Annotated in this window: 14 protein-coding genes; 4 read left to right on the forward strand and 10 right to left on the reverse strand. The window is 54.4% G+C overall.

From position 1 onward, the window contains the following. Positions 1–54: 54 nt before the first annotated feature. Positions 55–1,181 (reverse strand): IS3 family transposase gene (locus HRU82_06855; GenBank protein QOJ34677.1). Its coding sequence is split into 2 segments (ribosomal slippage): positions 55–926 and positions 926–1,181, totalling 1,128 coding nucleotides; the frame shifts between segments, so codons are not numbered across the junction. Positions 1,182–1,406: 225 nt separating this feature from the next. On the opposite strand from HRU82_06855, the gene HRU82_06860 reads away from it, so the two are divergent. Then, positions 1,407–2,153 carry a hypothetical protein gene (locus HRU82_06860; GenBank protein ID QOJ34678.1) on the forward strand — a complete coding sequence of 249 codons (747 nt, stop codon included), beginning with the start codon at positions 1,407–1,409 and terminating at the stop codon, positions 2,151–2,153. A gap of 779 nt (positions 2,154–2,932) precedes the next feature. Continuing rightward, positions 2,933–6,526, forward strand: a complete 3,594-nt coding sequence (locus HRU82_06865; GenBank protein ID QOJ34679.1) for an AAA family ATPase — start codon at positions 2,933–2,935, stop codon at positions 6,524–6,526. A 119-nt stretch (positions 6,527–6,645) separates the two neighbouring features. Here the strand turns inward: HRU82_06865 and HRU82_06870 are convergent, their stop codons facing one another. The 7 genes from HRU82_06870 to HRU82_06900 all read right to left on the reverse strand — a co-directional run bounded on the left by HRU82_06870 (position 6,646) and on the right by HRU82_06900 (position 11,911). After that, positions 6,646–8,301, reverse strand: coding sequence for a recombinase family protein (locus HRU82_06870; GenBank protein QOJ34680.1), 1,656 nt, complete (start codon positions 8,299–8,301; stop codon positions 6,646–6,648). Between the two features lie 4 nt (positions 8,302–8,305). Then, the gene (locus tag HRU82_06875) at positions 8,306–8,452 is read right to left on the reverse strand and encodes a hypothetical protein (GenBank protein QOJ34681.1); all 147 of its coding nucleotides are present in this window, start codon (positions 8,450–8,452) and stop codon (positions 8,306–8,308) included. A 24-nt stretch (positions 8,453–8,476) separates the two neighbouring features. Next, positions 8,477–8,689 carry a hypothetical protein gene (locus HRU82_06880; GenBank protein QOJ34682.1) on the reverse strand — a complete coding sequence of 71 codons (213 nt, stop codon included), beginning with the start codon at positions 8,687–8,689 and terminating at the stop codon, positions 8,477–8,479. After that, the gene (locus HRU82_06885; protein ID QOJ34683.1) at positions 8,683–9,771 is read right to left on the reverse strand and encodes a hypothetical protein; all 1,089 of its coding nucleotides are present in this window, start codon (positions 9,769–9,771) and stop codon (positions 8,683–8,685) included. Before HRU82_06885 ends, HRU82_06880 begins: the two co-directional genes overlap by 7 nt. Further along, positions 9,768–10,460 (reverse strand): hypothetical protein, encoded by a 693-nt coding sequence (locus HRU82_06890; protein ID QOJ34684.1) that lies wholly within the window; start codon positions 10,458–10,460, stop codon positions 9,768–9,770. Before HRU82_06890 ends, HRU82_06885 begins: the two co-directional genes overlap by 4 nt. Before the next feature lie 181 nt (positions 10,461–10,641). Then, entirely contained in the window at positions 10,642–11,181 is a 540-nt protein-coding gene (locus HRU82_06895) for a hypothetical protein (protein QOJ34685.1), read from the reverse strand. 457 nt (positions 11,182–11,638) lie between these two features. Further along, positions 11,639–11,911 carry a hypothetical protein gene (locus tag HRU82_06900; protein QOJ34686.1) on the reverse strand — a complete coding sequence of 91 codons (273 nt, stop codon included), beginning with the start codon at positions 11,909–11,911 and terminating at the stop codon, positions 11,639–11,641. Positions 11,912–12,275: 364 nt separating this feature from the next. Between HRU82_06900 and HRU82_06905 the strand changes: the two genes are divergently transcribed. Further along, positions 12,276–12,932 (forward strand): hypothetical protein, encoded by a 657-nt coding sequence (locus tag HRU82_06905; protein QOJ34687.1) that lies wholly within the window; start codon positions 12,276–12,278, stop codon positions 12,930–12,932. Between the two features lie 188 nt (positions 12,933–13,120). Next, positions 13,121–14,113 carry an alpha/beta fold hydrolase gene (locus HRU82_06910; protein ID QOJ34688.1) on the forward strand — a complete coding sequence of 331 codons (993 nt, stop codon included), beginning with the start codon at positions 13,121–13,123 and terminating at the stop codon, positions 14,111–14,113. Here the strand turns inward: HRU82_06910 and HRU82_06915 are convergent. Together HRU82_06915 and HRU82_06920 are read right to left on the reverse strand one after the other, a co-directional pair. After that, entirely contained in the window at positions 14,110–17,121 is a 3,012-nt protein-coding gene (locus tag HRU82_06915; protein QOJ34689.1) for a GAF domain-containing protein, read from the reverse strand. The genes HRU82_06910 and HRU82_06915 overlap by 4 nt on opposite strands. A 33-nt stretch (positions 17,122–17,154) precedes the next feature. Next, positions 17,155–19,875 carry an alpha/beta fold hydrolase gene (locus HRU82_06920; protein ID QOJ34690.1) on the reverse strand — a complete coding sequence of 907 codons (2,721 nt, stop codon included), beginning with the start codon at positions 19,873–19,875 and terminating at the stop codon, positions 17,155–17,157. Positions 19,876–19,941: the final 66 nt, after the last annotated feature.

Below are 19,941 nucleotides of genomic sequence, written 5' to 3' on the forward strand. Positions count from 1 at the left end.
CCGCTTCTTTGGACAGAATCTTTCAGTTCATAAGTGGTGCCGGGCGGTGTACGCCTACGCGGCCGTAGGCCGTGCAGGCACGCTCTCCCAGTACACGCGATCGGGCGTGCGTCCGTCAAGCGCGCGATGCGGCCTGAGCTGATTATAGAAGGTCAGATACCGTACCATCCCGTCCTGGGCGTCTCGGACGGTCTCGTACGCGTGCAGATAGACCTCTTCGTATTTGAGGCTCCGCCACAGCCGTTCGACAAACACATTGTCCCGCCACCGTCCCGTCCCATCCATACTGATCTGGATACCCTGGTCTTTGAGAAACCCGGTGAATTCCTGGCTGGTGAACTGGCAGCCTTGATCCGTGTTGAAGATCTCGGGTGTGCCATACCGGGTGACTGCCTCCCGTACCGCCTCCACGCAGAAGTCTGTGGTCAACGTGTTGGACAGCCGCCACGCCAACACCCGGCGACTGGCCCAATCGAGAATCGCGCATAAATACACGAAGCCACGCCGCATCGGAATGTACGTGATATCAGACGCCCACACATGATTCGGCCGCGTGATCGTCAGCTGACGCAGCAGATAGGGATAAATCCGATGGGCAGGATGCCGCTGGCTGGTCCTCGGCTTCCGATAGATCGCCGCGATGCCCATCCGTCGCATCAGCGTCGCGACCTGTCGTCTCCCAATGGCATGGCCCTCCTGCCGTAACAAATCCCGCAGCATGCGAGCGCCAGCAAACGGATACTGCAGATGGAGCTCGTCGATCCGGCGCATGAGTGCCAGCGTCGCGGCGGAGACAGGCTTCGATTGGTAGTACGCGGTCGACCGGGCCAGCTGCAGCACCTGGCATTGTCGCCCGATCGGTAATGGATGGGTGCGATCACTCATCGCTTTGCGCTCAGCAAGCCCGCCTTGGTGAGCGCGCCTTCTAAAAAATCATTCTCGAGGGTCAGTTGCCCGATCTTGGCATGCAGGGTCTTGAGATCCGGCGCCTCCGACGGCGGTTTTGAGCCGCCAAACACATCCGCCGCCCGAGCCAGCAGCTGTTGCTTCCATTCGGTGATCTGGGTGGGATGGACCCTGAACTGCTCGGCCAACTCGGCCACCGTCTTGTCACCTTTGACTGCGGCCAAGGCCACCTGGGCCTTAAAGGTCGCTCCGTGGTTCCGTCTCGTCCTCTTCATTACCTCGCTCCTTTGTGTCGCCACCTCGCGGTGGCTTTGCTGAAGCCAGGCTACCACTGATCACACTGTCCGAATTTCCGGAGCCCCCTCTCAGCTCACGCCTGCAGGCGCTTCTGCTCCAGGGTGCGCGACGACTCACGACCTTACCTGCAGGTACTTCTACGATTCCCAAGGATTCGGCTCTCCCGACTCTCGCTCTACCTTCAGTATCTCAGGAGACCTTTCATGGCTGAGGCCTATTCATCCAGATTTGAATCAGCCCCTCAAGACCCTCAATCAGGCGGGCGTCCTATCAGAGCGGAATGGTCACGCAAACAAAAGCGTGGGTATCAGCGAGTTCGTTCGCTGTTGTGGTTTTGGGAGGCCCATCACTTTCAGGTGTTATGGGTCACCCTGTCTACCGCAGAAGGCGGTCAAGCCGACAAGTTGACCTATCACCACAAGCAACTGCGCCAGCGGATCGAGCGACAGCTCGGCTTTCGGGGCTTGGAGTATTACCAAGTACGCACGGAAGAAGGTCACGGGGTGCTGCATATCTTTTGGGCTTGGCGAGTCCCCGATGGTGAACGCGCCCGCCGCTTCTGGATCTCGCAAGAATGGCTGTCTGCGCAATGGCAAAGCCTCCACGGGGCTCCGGTGGTCTGGATCAAGGCCTACCAGCCAGGGCATCGCTCCAGGAACCGTCTGAGTCGATATGTCATCAGCCAATATGTTCAGGATCAATCGGGCTACGTGAACATGTGCTGGTCGTGGAAACGGTCGCTTGGTTTCCCTATGAGCACCCTGTGGGAAGACATGCGCAATCAATGGTCGAGCAGGAATGCCTTTCGCCGAATTCGAGGAGAAATCGAAATTCCTCGCGTGGTGCTCTTCAAAACCTGGGAGGACCTGCTCGCAGGGCATGCCATCTGGTTCGACGGATTCATTCTGCAACTCGTTTTGGGGAAAGGCCTCACCTTTTCTAAAGCATGACTGCTCATGGCTGTGCTCGGAAAGTTGATTCCCTGTTTGGGCCTACCTGCTGTGGACGCCCTGGCCTCATCTATGATCGCGCCAGAAAGGGCTGGCTCTGTGCGGCACACAGCCACGAACGCTTGTGCGAGTTCTGTCAGTCTGAACTGGTGTGGGGGCGCATCTGTTACCAGGGTGACGGCGTGGCCAGAGAAATCCTACTGTGCTACGCCTGCGCTGGCCTCACTTTTCGCAATTCCCGCCACTAAACACCCCTACCCTTCAGTCTCACCCAATAGGCCCTTTCACGCCCTGAGTCTTCCAGGGGGTGATAGGGCCTCGATTGAACGGCAGCTATCCAATGATGACGGCAATGCGTCAGCTTGGCCGTCCCCTTGGGGAGTCTTCTAAAAGCGCCATGACCGAGATAAGGACTTACGGAACCACGGGGATTATTCGAAGAAGAACACGGCCAACGAGGCCGCCCGGCCGTTCCGGACCAATGGACCGGACGGCCGGGGGGATCGGGGGCGCAGCCCCCGCTTCACTTGATCTATATGGTCATAGTAGGACAGACGCTACGAAGATGTTCTATGCGCGGGATAGGGATATCGCTACCCAAAGAGGAGTGCTTCTATTTGAGTTAGTAACGGAGAATTGCAGATCTGTCGATTTATTTTGCCCATTGGCGTATCTTTCTCTACCGCCAGCATAAGGCACAACTTTATAACATGGGTCGGGATGTTTTGAGTCAAAAAATGTAGCCTAAGGTTTTACTTAGGCAAGGGAGTATTGGAACCATGCCGCGTCCCTTCTTTAGTTACTCCTACCAACAACTTGAAGATCTCTATAAAAAAGAGACTTCAAATATCGAAGTACTAACTCTTCTCAAGGAAGAACTTACCTTTCGAAGCACCGCCAAGGCAAAAAGACTTTTTGAAACTGTAGAATGCAAACTCAGGGCTTTAATCCACCCTACGCCTTCAACAGAACCCACCTTCATCCCATCGGTTGAAAGTCAGTCAAGTCTCTCCGATGATCTCAATAGACCCGGGAACGAGGCTCACTCCGACGGGTCGGAGCAAAGTTGGCCAATTCCTGAACATGAGATAAACACACAGGCAGAAAACCTTAGAATTCCCGATGATCTCGAGCGCCCAAAAGTGTTTAGCAAAATTCGTCCTCCTGGGACACAGGGATTACCGGATGCTTATGAGAGAAAGAAATCACAAGATATTAGCCTAGATCTTCCGAAAGATGCGGACCTCGTTGACATATATAGAGCTGCCCTTAGCGCACTCATCCTAGAAATCAAGAAGTCTGGCTCGGGCCAAAAACGCTATGAGCTCGAAAATGGGGTGAGAGTAGAAGCTGTTAATCATGAGACTCTTTATGCGTTTCCCTTCGTTGATGAGGCTGAGATATTTGAAGACGCTCAGGTTTCAATTGAAATACAAGGGCAGAGAATTGAGGGATGCATTGTTTCCTTAGAGGCAGGCGCTATTCGTCTATCAATCTGCGGAGACTTTGGCAGTCAAATTAAACGTGCCGTGCTGTTAATTGATGCAACAGCGTTATTAGAAGCATTAAAGGAAAAGCTCGAGAAGGTTAAAAACGGACAAATAAATATTAACAGAAATCTCTCCAATGCAGCCGTAGGCTTCGGTCAACCTCCTCAGAATCCTCCTGTAATTCCACCTCACCTGCTCTCAAACCAACTTAAACTCAAAGAAAAACAATTTGCGTCCTACCTTCAAGCTTTAACTGACTCGGTAACACGCATTTGGGGACCGCCAGGAAGCGGAAAGACCACTACCCTTGGTTCTATCGTGCACGCTGTTTTTAAAGCAGGGAAACGAGTGCTCATCTGCTCCAACACAAACAAAGCAGTAGACCAAGTGTTACGCCGAGTCTGCCAAGAATTGGAATCAGATCACGCGGCGCTTGATGAAGGACGTGTCGTCCGCGTCGGTCGGATTGCAGATGAGGAACTCAAAAAACAATACGCAGATAAAATAACGGTGGAAGGTATTGTTGGTCGACGATCCATTCAACTGGGACAGCGCAAAACAGAAATAGAAGCTTCCATCAGAAGGATTGATGCGCGCACGGAAAACGCGCGGCGCATACTAGAACTCTTTGCAAAGCTTGATGCTGCACGAATTAACGCCGAAGATCTGCAGGGGAAGAATAATAAAGCAAATAAAGACCTGCAGGACATTGAAGATAGTCTTAGTCGTCGTGACGAGTTGATTAGTAAGTTATTTGAAGAAAGAGAGAAGCGAAAACGGTCACGCTTTGTGATTTTTCAGCGAAGCTTAGAGGCGATTGGTCACGATATCGCTATTGGAGAGCTTGAACGAGACAGACTTTTCGAAAGGATTAAAGAGAACAGGACTTCTGCTGAAGCAATAAATCAAAATTTAATAATTGCTCAACGGGAACTCGGTCATTGTATATCCGCCGTCATGGGCTACGACCGGAACCTGGTTCAGCGAGAGATTTCTGAAGCGGATAAACTCCGCGATCCACTGGTTCAGGAATTAGGAGAAATCGAAACTAAGATAGCTAATATCCGTGCCTCCGTCATAAAGGATGCAAAAATCTTAGGTGCGACCTGTACTAAGGCGAGCCTTTCGTCAAAGGAACTCGGTCAGTTCGACTTAGTTTTAATAGATGAAGTATCGATGATCATGCCGCCGATGATTTATTTCGTAGCAGGACTTTCACAAGAGCGGGTAATTGTATGTGGGGATCCCAGACAAATTCCTCCAATCGTACCAACACAACAACAAGCGATCTTCGATGTGCTCGGACATGATGTGTTAGAAGGCCGAGAAAAGGATGCTGAAACAGCGAAGCTGAATATTCAGTACAGAATGGATAGGGTTATATGTGACTTAATCTCCGGACAAATGTACAACGATATGGGAGGCTTGAGAACGGGCGATGAGCCCCCTGCTTACTCTTCCTTAGCTCCTCCTTACCCTTTCGATAATGCTCTTACTATCATCGATACGTCAGAACTCTGGCCTTTCGAAAGCGTTACAGCTTTTCGTTCCCGTTTTAACTTAATGCATGCCCTTCTTGCGAGGAACTTGGTATGGCATCTGAATAAATCTGGATGTATAGACGAGCAAAAGAAGTGCATTGGAGTCTGTACGCCGTATGCGGCCCAAGCTAAATTGATCCAAAAACTTCTCGACGGAGAACATTTAGGCAACACAATCACGGCTGGCACGGTACACCGCTACCAAGGCGATGAAGCTCCTTTAATGGTTTTAGACGTACCAGAGAGCCATGGTGGAGCGTGGAACTTAGGTCAATTTGTTCAAGGAGTGGCACCTTACCAGATTGGTGCCAGACTTCTTAACGTCGCGGTCACTCGAGCTAAGTCGCATCTTGTTGTGATTGCAAATCTGACATATTTAGATAAGCACCTGCCCAGTTCTTCGCTCCTGAGATCCATATTGTACGATATGCAAAGAAATGGAAGGGTAGTGGCTGGTCGTATATTACTCGAATTGCGTCCAATACACAGTGACCTAGAGGGTCTTATCGGAAATATCCCTCTTGACCTACAAGCCGAAACTCTTGGCCTGTTTGATGAAAAGACTTTCGATCCGGCCGTAAAAGTCGACTTTATGGCAGCGAAGAACTCAATTGTGATTTTTTCGGGTTTCGTAACTCCACGAAGAGTGGCCGAATATGGGGACTTATTCCGGTTAAAGACCGCAGCGGGCGTGAAAATTCGATGCGTCACCCGTCCACCTCATTTGAATGGCAGTATATTCCCTGCAGCAGGTAAAGAGGCGCTAGATACTTTGGAAGGTGTTGGATGTATTGTCGATTGCCGGTCAAGGATTCACCAAAAAGTCATTTTAATAGACGACAGTATTGTTTGGCACGGTTCGCTAAACGCTCTTAGCCATGCACATTCCACAGAAGAAAGTATGACTCGATGCGTTAATACAGGTCTTGCAAAGGCTCTCAGTGCCTCAATGGCAAAAGTACGCTGTTCTGACGACAAGGCTGCAAGGTCAGTCTCACAGGCGGAAAATCCTCGATGTAAGATTTGCGGATCGCGGACTGTTTATGCTGAAGGACGGTATGGACCGTACTTTTACTGCGAAAATCGACGGGAAGGGGATGGATGCGACTGGTCTGTTAATGTAACCGCCTTTCAGAGGGACAGAACTTCCCCTTCAGGCGGTGAGAAGTCAGGAAACACGCGATCCCAGAAAGGTCCACCTTGCCCCAAATGTGGTGGGCAAACTTTTTTGAGGTCAGGAAGTTGGGGCACATTCTATGGGTGTGAGCACTTCCCTGTTTGTGACGGGCTAGTTAAGGAGAAAAAATCGCCTAAGAAGACTAAAAGAGCTAGGAAGAACTGATTGTCCCACCTTGATACTCTCTGGTTGAGATCGCTGCTTCTGGTGCTATGCCAAAAGGGAATTACCCTTGAATCAGTGCAACAATCTGCTTTTGCTCCAATGATAATCGGGCCCGCAGCTTAACAGGAAACAATTCTAGACATATGGAATTGAAGCGTGCGACTAGAATAAGGGCCGTGGAGCCAATCTAGACCAAAACTGGGCACTCCGCTCTCTGGGGTGCCCTTTTTAGTTTCTCCAACCATCTTGGCAAGCGCTGCATAGCTCCCTTTCATCACAAGCTGTTTATCGAGACACCGGATCTCATCGACGAGAAGCTTGAGATAGTGCTTACTGAAGGAGCGGTCTTTCTCGATTAACCGTTCGCGCAAGACCGTGATAAAGGCCTGCACCTTCTTCTCTCCAAGGGCATCCACAGGCATTTGCTTCAGCCGTCGAAGCCCCGCTATTTCGAGCAATAAGGCCTGCCGCTGAGCCTGTATTTTGTTGGCCCGAGCGGTCAACGTCTCGTCCATCGGTAACAAACCTTTCTCTACCGCCTCGTAGAGCTGATTACTTCTGTACTGCAGGCTTTCGACTTCCTTGGTCAACTGCTTCAGTTTTCCCTCATAATCGGTTTGGGACCGCCTCAAACGCTTCCCAAGCCCTTCCAACACGGCTTGGACTCGTGAGGGCGTAAAGACCTTGTCTGCCAGTGAGGTCAGGACAAGCCGATCAACCAGCTCAGTGGGGAGGTTTTCACTTGCGCAGGTGTCTTTCCCCTTGAGAATGCGACTTGAACACTTGTAATAGCGATACTTCCCGCCTTTGCCGGTTGCCAGCGTCATCCCGGCCCCACAAACCCCGCATTTCAGTAACCCAGTAAGAAGCGTAGGGCAATTGACGACCCGTGGCGGAACCTTCTCAGGGGATCGGGATTCCAACTTCTCTTTCACGGCCAAGAACAGCTCCTGGTTCACAATGGGTTCGACTTTGACCGGCACCCATTCCTCCCGTGGCTTCATCCGCCGAACATCCCTGCCTCGCTTTTCGTATTTATTGAAATAGTGCTCACCGATATAGGCTCGGTTGGTCAAAACCTCATAGATACGGCCCTTGGTCCATTGCCGCCCCCGAATCAGCACACCCTGCTCATTCAAACGCGCCGCCACCCCATACAACCCAAGCTCCCGGCCTCGATCTCCGTGCAGGTACCAGTGAAAGATCCGGTTCACCACGAGCGCTTCACTTTCCTCGACTTCTAATCGCTTTTTCTTTCCCTTGTTGCCGGGAAGTTCTACCTCGACCGTGTGGTAGCCCACCGGTGGACGCGAACCATTGAAGAAACCCTGCCTGGCGTTCTCACGCATAGCCCGCAGCGTATGCTTGCCATTTTCTCTACTCGCATATTGATCGAACACACTAATCATCTGGCGCATCATCTCCCCGGATGGGTCGTCGCTGGTCTGCTGCGTGATGGACTGCACGGATACCCCATATTTTTTCAGCTTCCGTTCATACATCCCAAAGTCGATTGCATCCCTGAAGAAGCGAGAGAAGCTGTGCACCACAATGGCCTCAAAAGGGGAAGGTTTTACACACACTTCACCAATCATGCGCTGAAAGACCGGGCGCCGGTCGTCTGTGGCCGACGCGCCAGGCTCCACATATTCCGCACCCACCGTATGGCCGCCAGTCTGGCACCAAGCCCGCATCTGATTGAGTTGGTCTGGAATAGAGAGATCTTTCTCCGCCTGTTTACTCGTCGAAACCCGTGCATAGAGCGCGACAATCATGGCCTTACCCTTCTTCCTCTTGGTTCGCTAACAGTGCAGGAATCAGCTCGCCAAGGGACGCTTCAATCAGCTCCACCTCGGCATCGGTCACGTCGATCAAATCCACGTCGAAACGTACCGTAATGTTGTTCGGTTTAACCTCATGGGACACGCATGGGCCACCGCCTTTCGTGCATCATGTATTCCGGCCCATTCCGTTCCGTTCCTCAGCCCCTAGTTGATACTCCAACCGCTCCAACTCCCCTTCCAACCCATTCCGTCCGAATTCATTGAGCACCACCGTCCGAAAGGCTTGAAACTGGCTTGACGGCAACGAGGCTTGGGCCACAAGCAACACATGCGTCACATGACCGTGAACCAGCTTGAGGACCTCCGCCTTTCTCACCATTCCCCCAACTCGATGGCCTTCATGCGCTTGCGCACATCGGCCTTCCAGCTCAGTGGATCAAACAGACGATGCAACCGCTCTCCAAGAAGCTCATAGGCCTCTTCTTCCGTCATCATTTCCTGTTCTTGTTTCACACAGGAAACTGCCGCCATCCGCTTCAGGTAACCATAGATGCTGATCGTGAGCCTCATGAGCCGTTCATCGAGGACCAGCTCTTTGCCGTCAAGGTGTTTAGTTTCCAGCATGTGCAAGGCAGCAATCCGCTGCTGGAGATCAATCCACAGAGGATGCAACGGCCACCTGGACCGATTGCTGTCCTCCGTCCGAATTCTCAACGTATCGTGGCTTTCAGCTAAAAAGTGCAGCAAGGCCCCTTGCCGCTCCTGCAGATCCACAAACGTTCGAATCGAGAACCCTTTCAGCAGCGCTTTCCTGACCTGCCATTCGATCCGCCAAACATGCTCATCCTGGCCCCACAACTCATGAAACCAGACCTTGGCGCTTTGCTGCCGGATTTCCGCAATCTTGTCATAGACCCGGAGCACCACATCGCCTTTGCCTAACGTGAAGGTCTGAACGGTCCCGTTCTCCCGATGCTGGCTGTCCTTATCGGACAGGCTCACGAACGAATCCGCGTCAAAGTCCCGCTCGGCCAAGGAATAGTCAAAGCAGAAATCCACCCGAGAAAGGCTTTCGGGCTGCTGCATTTCACAACCAACCGACGTAGTCCAAGCCACAAACTTGTCATGGAGGGTTGAAGCCGATTGCCGCCACAGGGCTTGGCTTCGATAGGTCACGAAACAGGAGGGATTGTTGAACTCTCCCAGTTCTATCTTGAAATCCTCATTCGAGAGCACGAATGGAAAACCTGAGCTGCTGCCATACGGATGGATGAAAAACTCGGTATCTCCAAGCATCACGGCCCGAGGTTCCCGGCTCTTATTCATCCGAAGCTGTTCCTTGATCACAGCGAGTGCTCGGAAATCGAGGAATTGCGGGAGCGGCGGCGTAAGATAATAGGCGCATTGCACCGTATCGATGCCATGCAGGAGAAGTGTATATGCCCCCTGTTCCGAGATCATGACTTCTCAGGCTTCGGCAAAGGCTCTAGACGAAGCTCATGCGCCTCTACTCGCACCGTGATTCCTTTTATTTTGTCCAGCGTCAGTCGAAGAGGGCCGTTCAATGCCATGACCTTATCCATGAGCGGAACCAGGTTCACCGTAATAAAGAGATCCCCTCCCATCGACTCGACGTGGGCAATGCGAACGAAATAAATCGCAGCGGTTTTTCGTTCGATCGAGGTATAGCTGACATCCTTTTCGAGGTCGCTATATACCCAATACGGCTGGCGATAGATCCAAGAAGGCAGGGCCTGATAAAACCACCACTGAATAATGCCCCCTTCGAACACCTCATTTGGGTTTGCCTTCTTCACCCCGCGCAACCGTGCAATATCAATCCCCACATCTCTGAGTCGTTTATAGAAGGCCAGGTTCCAAATATCGAAAATGGAGAAGAGCCGCCACTTGCCGAACCGTTCATCCCCTCGGCCTGAACCGAGGCCCTGATAGAGCTGGTCCATAATGCCTGCCCCATCCCAATCCTTGAGGACCTTGCGAGACACCCCGATGCAGGTCTCGACATCGCCGGACGTGTACCGTCGCTGGCGAAGATACTCGATGAGGATGTCCCAGTTGCGTGGTAAGCCGACGATATCGGGCATTTCCAGTTGTGGAATCGAAGAGTCATGAGCATTTCGTTTATTCATGGTCATATCGTTACCATGAAGTTACATAATGAGTCAAGCAGCGCTGGTGGGGATGGTTCGGATAGGAGGCTCATTAATTGGCTGGAAAAAGAATGGGGGGAGTCTGGCGACACCCCCCTGCCCCCAAGATGCGCCCGCGTGACCGCCGGCGTGAATCAAGAGATACAACTATATCCGAGAATCACCTATTCGGCTCTGCGTGTCTGAGTCCCAATTCTTTCTCAACCGCTTCCATATCGTGAATGTAGTATGCCAGGTCGGCGCACTGGCTGTTAAACCTCGAAACCGTTGCATTCATCTTCTCTACCTTCGTGTTTACGCGAGCAAGAGCCTCCGGTATTGTCGCGTTATATTCTGCCAAAGCTGAATTATATTGCCGGACAAGTTTGTTATGGGATTCGACAGATTCCTGTCTGTATGCGTCAACGGCAGCATCACTTTCTGCAACTTCCTTTGCCAAGACCTCCAGCTCGTTGGTCGCTGTATTAAGAGGAAGAGATTCTTGATCAATAACACGTGACATCACGTTGATGTCATTCTCATGTATCAAGCACTGGCGTAACTGCTCACGCGTTAGCACAGGACCAGAATATGGCACTCCCTGCCGCAAGCCTCGACCACGGAAGCGTCCACGAGCTTTTACCCAATACCGACCATCCTCCTGAGCATAAGATAGCCCAAATTTCGCACCCATTTTTGCTTCAGCCTTTAACACAGCCATGAGAGCTGCTAATAGGAAAGAAGAAAAAAGGACTGTGCACAGATACAAAGAAGGCCTCGACTGAGAACCCATGGTATCCTCAAAATTAGACTATTTACACTCAATCGCAAGAGTGTGTTGCGGGGCAGCCAATATTCCACCTCTTGTTGGAACAGCAACGGTACCTGAGGCACGGTCGATAATGTTGTACCCGCTATTACAAACTTCTCCAGCCTTCTTATAACAATCGTCCAACGTACGGCCCAGTCCACTACACTTCATTGAGTAAGCAGGTTTCCCATTCGGGCCTCTGAATTCTTGCGGGTTAACGGATGCACACGATGCCATCAGTAAAATCAACCCAATGAACAGAATTCTCATCGCAGGCCTCCCACATGAGTGAAAAATCTCGACCGCGCTTCTAGCATTAGGATGACTGAATCAGTTTTACGATTAGCTCATAGAAAGGCACCATCCCCTAATTGCCACCCTGATCATGTCGCCTAGTTCGGAAAACGATAACAGTATTTCTGGCTTCAATGGGTGATCCAACAAGGACTGCGTCAAGTTCCCATGTACGACCGTCACGCTTCAGCCGATTGAGGCAATTGTCTGCTTCCGCCTCGATCCTTTCCACATCGTGATTGCCCACGATATCTTCGATTGTGATTTCCCTGTAGCTATAATCATAGGTCTTTTTCTTCGCGGCCCAAACTGTGGGTTCAACATACAAACTTTTCGGAATTTTCATGGCACCTCATTGTGTTCAGGTCCGCTTGCTGACAAACGCCGTACATTAATATTGAGCCCTGTACCTTAGCAATCGTAAAGCTTCCACACTCTAGACGTACTCACTTGAGGTACAAATCCCAATGTTCACGATTGCACAATGATCGTGCCAAGCAATATGCTGTGGGGGAAATACTATATCCTCGCAAAGGCTCCTCAGAATTGGGTGATATTAAGGCTAATTTTCTCCTCAGTATCTATAGCCCCCCGTGTTACTGAGACGGGGGCCATTCCGCCCGTCCGGCTGTCGCCGGATCGGGCGGCTACGCCAAGGTACATTGCACGGATCTCAACGCCTGTAAGGCCTATACGACACGGGAGAATCCATGGAAGATGATCCACCCATCGCAATGTTTAAGCTTGGAGAAAAAGAGCACATGGCCCAGCTTCTGAATGAGGGGCATGTGTTCATGAGGCCACTGCTTGACTTCAGAGCCGTCGAAAATAGCCTGCCACGATTGGACCCTAACGAGGGATTGGGCTATTCCATGGCTTCAGAGGGAGCCACTCTCAGCATGCAGCACGAAGGGGAATGGCGCACGATAGGTAGACTAACTGGCCCAATTCGGGCAGATGATCGAAAACTTGAAAAAGCCAATGTCTACTGTCTCCATACGCCACGACCAACCGACTATGGAAGGTTATTAGGACTCGACCGCTTAGGCTTCGGAGATTCTTACGTCCTGTTCTGGGACGCGAATGAATTTCTTCGACGACTGACCCAGGCAATAATCAAGGTTGGTCTTCAGCCACATTATGCAGTCGTGAAGTATGTCGATAAAAACAGCTATGCAGGTCCAATGGGGGCATTCAGGAAATTCTCTCATTACTCGACTCAAAAGGAACTACGAGTCGTGGCACTGCCTGGAACAGGACTTCCACTGTCTTTATATCTTGGCAATCTTGCTGATATTGCGATAATGGGCCTGGCTAACGAGCGCCTTATGTTGGATACAAACGCGCCTACCACTGAGTCAGCTTAACCCAGTCTCGTTGACCAGGCCAAGCGATCGAAAACATGAATCGATGGGAGTCATTTCTTGACCGTCACACGAACAAGACAGCTCCATTGCTCATGTTTGTCGTGTTCGGGGAGCCAATCCCTCCTTGCACACTTCCCTTGTTTGATTTCCTCTAGGTTTCTCGCTCCCGCCTCAGTTATGCTGACCGCATGACCGACATGCCGCCCTTCACCGCACCATGGTGGTTGCGAAATGCGCACGGCATGACCATTCTCCCGAAATTCTGGCCTCGCACCCGCGTCGATCCCTTCAGACCCGTCGAACGACGCCTCTTCACCGTGGCACCCGGAACGCAAATCCTCGGATACTGCCACTGGCAATCCGATCGCGTCGCCGCACCGACGATGGTGCTCTTGCACGGGCTGGAAGGCTCCAGCGAATCCCATTACATGCTGGGTCTGACCGATAAGGGCTGGGCTGCGGGGCTGAACATCGTCCGGCTCAATCAGCGAACTTGCGGCGGGTCGGAAGCGCTCTCTCCCACCCTCTACAACAGCGGGCTCAGTCACGATTTCCGCGCCGCTCTTGAGGAACTGAGCAAGCAAGATGGCCTGGACCAACTCTGGTTTGTCGGCTATTCCATGGGAGGGAATCTGGCACTCAAAATGGCCGGTGAAGCGGGCAGCGCACTTCCCTCGCTTTGCGGCCTCATTGCCGTCAGCCCCAATATCGATCCCACGGTCTGCGTGCAAGCCCTCGAACAGCCGGCCAACCGCCTCTACCACGAGTATTTCGTTCGAGGGCTGAAGGCCCGCCTTGCGCGAAAAGCCGCGCTTTCGCCCGGTCGCTGGGATATCTCCGCCCTCGCCGGAATTCGGACGATACGTGCCTTTGATGACCTATACACCGCGCCGGATGGCGGCTACGAAGGCGTAGCGGATTATTATGACCGCTCGGGGGCCCGCCACGTGCTCGACGGCATCCATGTCCCCACCACGATTTTCTCGGCCATGGATGATCCCTTCATCCCCATCTCCATGTTCGAAGCGGCATCGATCCGCCACAACCCTTGGATAAGGCTGTGCCTCACAAACCATGGCGGCCACTGCGGATTTCTTCAGCGGGATCGGGTCGGAGAGGATCGTTTTTGGGTGGAAAACCGAATCGTGGAGTTGATCGTGAATGGCTCCGCGACGCGCTAGTGGGAAGAGCCCTTGATGACGGGTGAGGACTGCCCGAATTGGTCCTCCAATCCAATCTGCGGCCTGGCCAGAAATGCCCCCGCCAGTTTCCTGCCGTCATCGTAGACCGGCGCTGCGGTCCGCCACTCCGCCACAGGCGGATTCACAGGGAGGCTGACCAGGAACTTGGTTCCGTGACCGACCTCGCTGGTCACTTCAAAATACCCGCCGTGCTCCTGGACGATTTGATGGGCGATGGTCAGGCCCAGCCCCGTGCCTTCCCGTTCACCGCTTTCATGCTTGGTGGTGTAGAACGGATCGAAAATGTGCTCCAAGTCTCGAGGTTCGATGCCCGGTCCGCTGTCCTCCACTTCGATTTGCACCCACGGCTCGTTGGTCGGTTTGGCCAATCGACGCGTGCGCACGGACAGCGTACCGCCATGGCCTACACCGATCGCCTCGACGGCATTGATGAAAAGATTCAACAATACTTGTTTGATCTGCTGCCGATCCAACTTCACATAGGGAAGATCAGGGACGAGATCCTTGGTGATCGTAATGGCTTTGCTGCTCGCCTTGACTTCGATGAAGTACAGGCAGGAGGAGACCACATCGTTGAGATTTTCTTGGGTAAACTTCGGGGTCATGTAGCGGGCATAGTCCAAAATTTCATGCACCAGCCGCTCGATCCGCTCCACGTCCTCACACACCACCTGGCTGAACTGTTCCATGAATTCCACGTCGTCCCGCCGATCGGGAGCCAACTGCACGAACGTCTTGATCGAGGTCAGCGGGTTGCGAATCTCGTGCGCAAATCCTCCGGCCATGGTTTCCAGGGATCGTAAGCGGTCCGTGCGCCGCATCAACAGCTGGGATCGGCGCAGGTCTTCATACAGCAACGCATTGTCGATCGCGATCGACGCGTGTTGGGCCAACGTTTTGAGCAGGCCCAATTCCTCCGTGGAGTACATGCTGTGGTTGGACCGTCGGCCGAGATTGCAGAACCCCACCAAGCGCTCCTTACTCACCAGCGGAATACAGACCTCGGATTCGAGGCCTTTCAACGTATCCAGTAATCGAAGATGCTCGGGAGCCGTCCTATCGTATTCGATTTCCTCACGCACCAACGCCGTCTCCGTCCGCAACAAAGTCTTCGGAAACTCGCCGTCCATCTTGATGGACGGGATCGCGGATTCGCGGCTCATGAATCCGTATGACGCGGCCAAACTGTACAGTCCCTGCTCCTTGTCAAGCACGTAGACCGACGCCGTCTTGATGTTCATCACGCGCGCCAGAGTCTGCACGATCTCCTTGGTGAGCGACTTGAGTTCGAGGATCGCCACCAGCGACTTCGAGAACTGCACCAACGTGTCGTAGGCATCGTACCGCTCACGGAACAGCGTCTGTCCGATTGCTCGCTCGACCCCCTTCTGCAAGTTCGCCAAGCCGCTCGAGACAATCACGAATAATGCAAACAACACCCCGGCCAAGAGGTAATGGAAGGTTCCGGTAAAGAAGCGGATGACGAGCAGAATCACCAGGTAAGCGGGAATCAACCCCATGAGCTTGATGGAGAGCACGACCTTGGGTCGGCTCGGCACGAACGACACATCCATCAATTCGTATTTGGCGATCGCGTAGGCCACCACCGTGACCGACAGCCCGGCCAATAAGTAGCCCAGCGGGTACCAGCCTATGCCGTAACTCTGCAAAAAATCGAGCGATGCCGTGACCCCCAGCAGAAAGGCCGCAAAGGTGTACTTGAGCTGCGCGCCCAGAAGAGGCGAAGAGCCGGCATGGAGGCGATACCCTTGATACAGGCGGTAGAGCGTGCCGCAGCCTCCGGCCAACGCATACATCACCAGCAGCGGGTGCAGCACCCCCGCCTTCGGATATCGTCCCCAGTAGTAGACATACTGACCGTCGAACACATACGAGGTGAACAGCAGCCCGAAGAAGAGACCACCGACGGCATAGTTCCACCCGATCAGTCGGTCATGAGCGGCCACGCCGACCAGGTTTTGCGCAAAGTGATACGTCAACGGGGGCAAGCAGACGACACCGGCATAGATCACCCGCATCCACAAGAGCGCCTCGTCCTCGCGGGAGGCGGAGAACAACATGAAGCAACCGAACAGCCACAGGCAGCCGGCCGCGCCGATCCCGCTGAAGATGACATTCGACATCGAACGCGGATTATTGCTGAGCACCCACAACCCGCAGATGAGGAACAGGGTCCCCGCCAATAAGGGTGGGGTCGAGTGGGCCGTTGCCCGATTGCTGAGCACCGCGCCGATGGAAGTCGCCACGACGATGATGGCCAAGACGATGGCATACCCCAACCCCTTGTTCAGCACTACGCTGATGTTCATCAACCGGTATCGGACGATCGTATAGGCCATCAAGGCCGTATACACGGTGATGAGCACCGTGCCGTAGGGCAAGAGATGAATGTCGTACCAGAGTGGAAAGTTGGTGGCCCCTCCCACGTACCCGATGATGCTCGCAGCGAGCATGTAGGCATACTGGTGCCGCCTGATCCCAATGGCATCCCGCAACGCGACGCCGACGAGGGAGGTGGCATAGATGACGTACCAAGCGAAATACAGGAGGAAGGGATGGAAGAAGGGCCCGGGAATGGGCCAAAACGCAAACGCCATGGCGGGGCGAACGCCGGCCACGAACCAGGGCGTCACATCAGTCAGCAACAGGCCCGCCGCGATGGCATACCCAACCCGCAGGGTTTTGGCGTGGCGTCCCGCGATGTCAAGGAAGGTGACCGTATGGTGGAAATACAAAACCGGGATGAGGATGGCGCCGGCCATCGCCAGGCGAAGGAGCGTGACGGCTGACTCTCTCGACTCGCTGAGCTGCCACCCGCAATAGAACACGCTCCAGATGGCGATGCTGAGGCAATAGAGGCCGTAGATGCGATTGCGCGGCGCGGAGGGATCCCGGAAGAACACGAACAGCCCGAGGCCCATGGCGGCCAGCGCATTGACCAATGCGCTTAGCGCAAGGATCTTCATGGCATCCACTCCGGCATGGCACCCTCCATCGGATCAGGCCGCAAGCGGCATACTCGCCAGGTCTTTTTCCGCCACGGCGAGCAACGCCTGATTCCCGAACGTCGAATAGACGCGGGGATGAGCGACGCCCGCGGCGCGCAGCAGTCCTTCCAATTCGGCCTGGTGGAGGAAATGAAACACGCCTTCCCCCTCGCGCGCCTTGATCTTACCAGAATTGTCGAGGAGTCGACGACCTTCCTCCACTTGATCCGCCGTCCGAGCCGTCTCCACGAAGTTGCGATAGATGGCCGACAAATCGGCATAGGGCTTCAGGTTGGAGATGACCAGACGGCCGTTCGGAGCCAGGACACGTAGGTATTCGCGCAAGGTGAACAGGGGGTCGCGCACGTACCCGATCACCAGATTGCAGATGACCCGATCAAAGGAATGATCGGGGAACGGCAACGGCGACTCCAGATCGGCACGGCAGACCTGCATCGACATCGGGACAAAGGTCCGGAACCGTGTCCGGAATTGCTCCTGCAAGGCCTCCTGTACCTGCGCGAAATTCTTCGTCGCCTGCGACAGTGCGGCCGGAACAAAGTCCAGCCCCACGTAATCCGGGACCTGCGCATCCTTGCGCGCGGCGTAGCGTTGCCGAAACGCCTGGTTGAGTTGCAGGAACACGCCGAAGTTGCCGTTACCGCACCCGGCATCCAAGATTCGCTCACCCTGCCGGCAGTCACCCATCAAACGATACACCTGGTCCATCAGGCTCCAGAAATCCGCCACGTTGGGAATCGTGTGGAAGTTGTTCAAGTAGTCTCTCCAGAACTCCACATGTTCCGACTTGGCAATCGGGCGACGGCTCTTTCCACGTTCACGTTCAACCCGGTTCTGCAAGCTGATTTCCCGATGCGAGGGTTCGACTACCGCCGCCTCGTCGTGGTTCGGCCACAATTCCTGCCGGCAGCTCTCGGCGATCTGCCGATATACCGCCCGTGCCTTGCGGGGACTTTCCTGAATTCGATGGAGCGCGCCCGGGACAACATACGAATGACGCAGCTGGGGCCCGATCGCTTGCTCCACCGCTTGGATAGAAGCTGGATCGACCCAGGCATCGTGCTCCGCATGGAAGAGCACAACGGGAACGCCCACACGAGCCCCGTCGGTTTGCGTCGTGGCCAAATCGGCATACTGCCCTTCGACGGCCTGCGCCAACCAACGATCTGCATCGATCGTCAGCCCGAGGATGTTCACCACGCCTTTCCGGACACCCGCGAGATGCTCCCCGATCAAGTCCTCCTGATGAACAGCCTGCAACGTATGACGCACGTCCATAATGCCGTTGATCAACAGCAACAACTTGACGCGTGACGATCGCCCCGTCACTTTCAACGCCACTCGCCCGGCCAAACTCGTGGCCACCAGGCCGATCGGACGGCCCGGCCATCGGGTCGCCACGTGATGCAACACGGTCTCCAAGTCGATTTCCATATCCTGGAGGCGGAACTGTGTGACGACGCCGTCGCTTTCGCCCACATGATTCACGTTGTCGTACCGCACGACCTCGAACCCGTTGCCCGCCAGATAGTACGCGAGGGGCACGTAATCCCGCTTGCTCTCGCCATACCCCGGCGCCAGCACCACAATGGGCGCTGCCGTATCGTCAGACAGACGGGAGCGATCATGGCACAAGGCGATTCGTTCTCCTGTCTGGCGCGTGCATTCTCCGAACACCGTGATGACCGAGGGGGCATCGGATTTTATCGGCGTTGCCCCGTCGAGCGTCTGGACACAGAGTTGCTGGAGCAGGGCTTCGGTCTCCCGCTCTACCGACAAAAACCGCACCCCGGCCAACATCGTCCGTCCCCGGCTGCCCATCGTCGTGGAGCCGGACGCCTGAGATTCCGGACGCGCCCACACCACTTGCCCCTCCACGGTACAGGTCCCGCCGCGGATCGGAACGACCGACCTGCGTTCGTTCGTCGCACCGGGCCGCTGCCAACGCAACAAGACCTTGGTCCCCATCAAATCGTCCTCGCTCGGCACCAGCACACAGGCTCCGGTCGGTGTCACATCTTTCACTGAGATGCCGGAGATACTCCGCCTGTCCTCCCCATCCCGGAACGTCATCTCTCCACCCACGTCCAACCGCACCCGCCGATGCCGTCTCCGCTCGATTCGAGCAGGCGCCGTCTCGGCCTCGGATACAGGCCCGCGCACCGCCACGACGCGATGCGCCGACTCCACCAGGACCTCTTCATTGTCTTGCGCCACCAAGGCGGCGAGGAGGCGCAGTTCCTTCGAGCGCACGCGACCTTCGCTCAGAAATCCTCCCAGAACCTCCTCGTCCGACGGACTCATGCGCACGAATCGGATGGCCAGTGTAGTCCCGGCCTTCTCGAGTGGCGACCCAGACCGACCAGTCCGAATCCCGCAGACCACGCCCAGACTCTCAAGCCGAACGGCGTCCGACTGAAAGCTCAGCCGGACCTGCTGATTCAGTTCGGCCGGCACATCTTGTGTCACCACGAGAGACAGTCCGCCGCGGCTGATGCTCTTGGTCACGCCTTTCCAGGCCAAGTCTTGAAATCTCAGCGTGGTGGAGAGCTGAACGTCCAATCGAGGCGATGCCCGTCGCTCATCAAGAGAACAGGACCACGCATCTCCGCTTTTTTTCCGCTCAGGCGCCGCCTGCTGCTGAATGACCGCCTCCGCACCCGGTTTAACTGAAGAGATGCGCCCGCTGATGGCTAGGATATCGCTCGACATAGATTCCCTCCCACAGGCTTGAGTGCTGCCGTGTCCACAACGTATGTCGGATCTCGATGTTGCGGC

It is taken from the genome of Nitrospira sp., assembly GCA_015709715.1.
Lineage (GTDB): Bacteria > Nitrospirota > Nitrospiria > Nitrospirales > Nitrospiraceae > Nitrospira_A.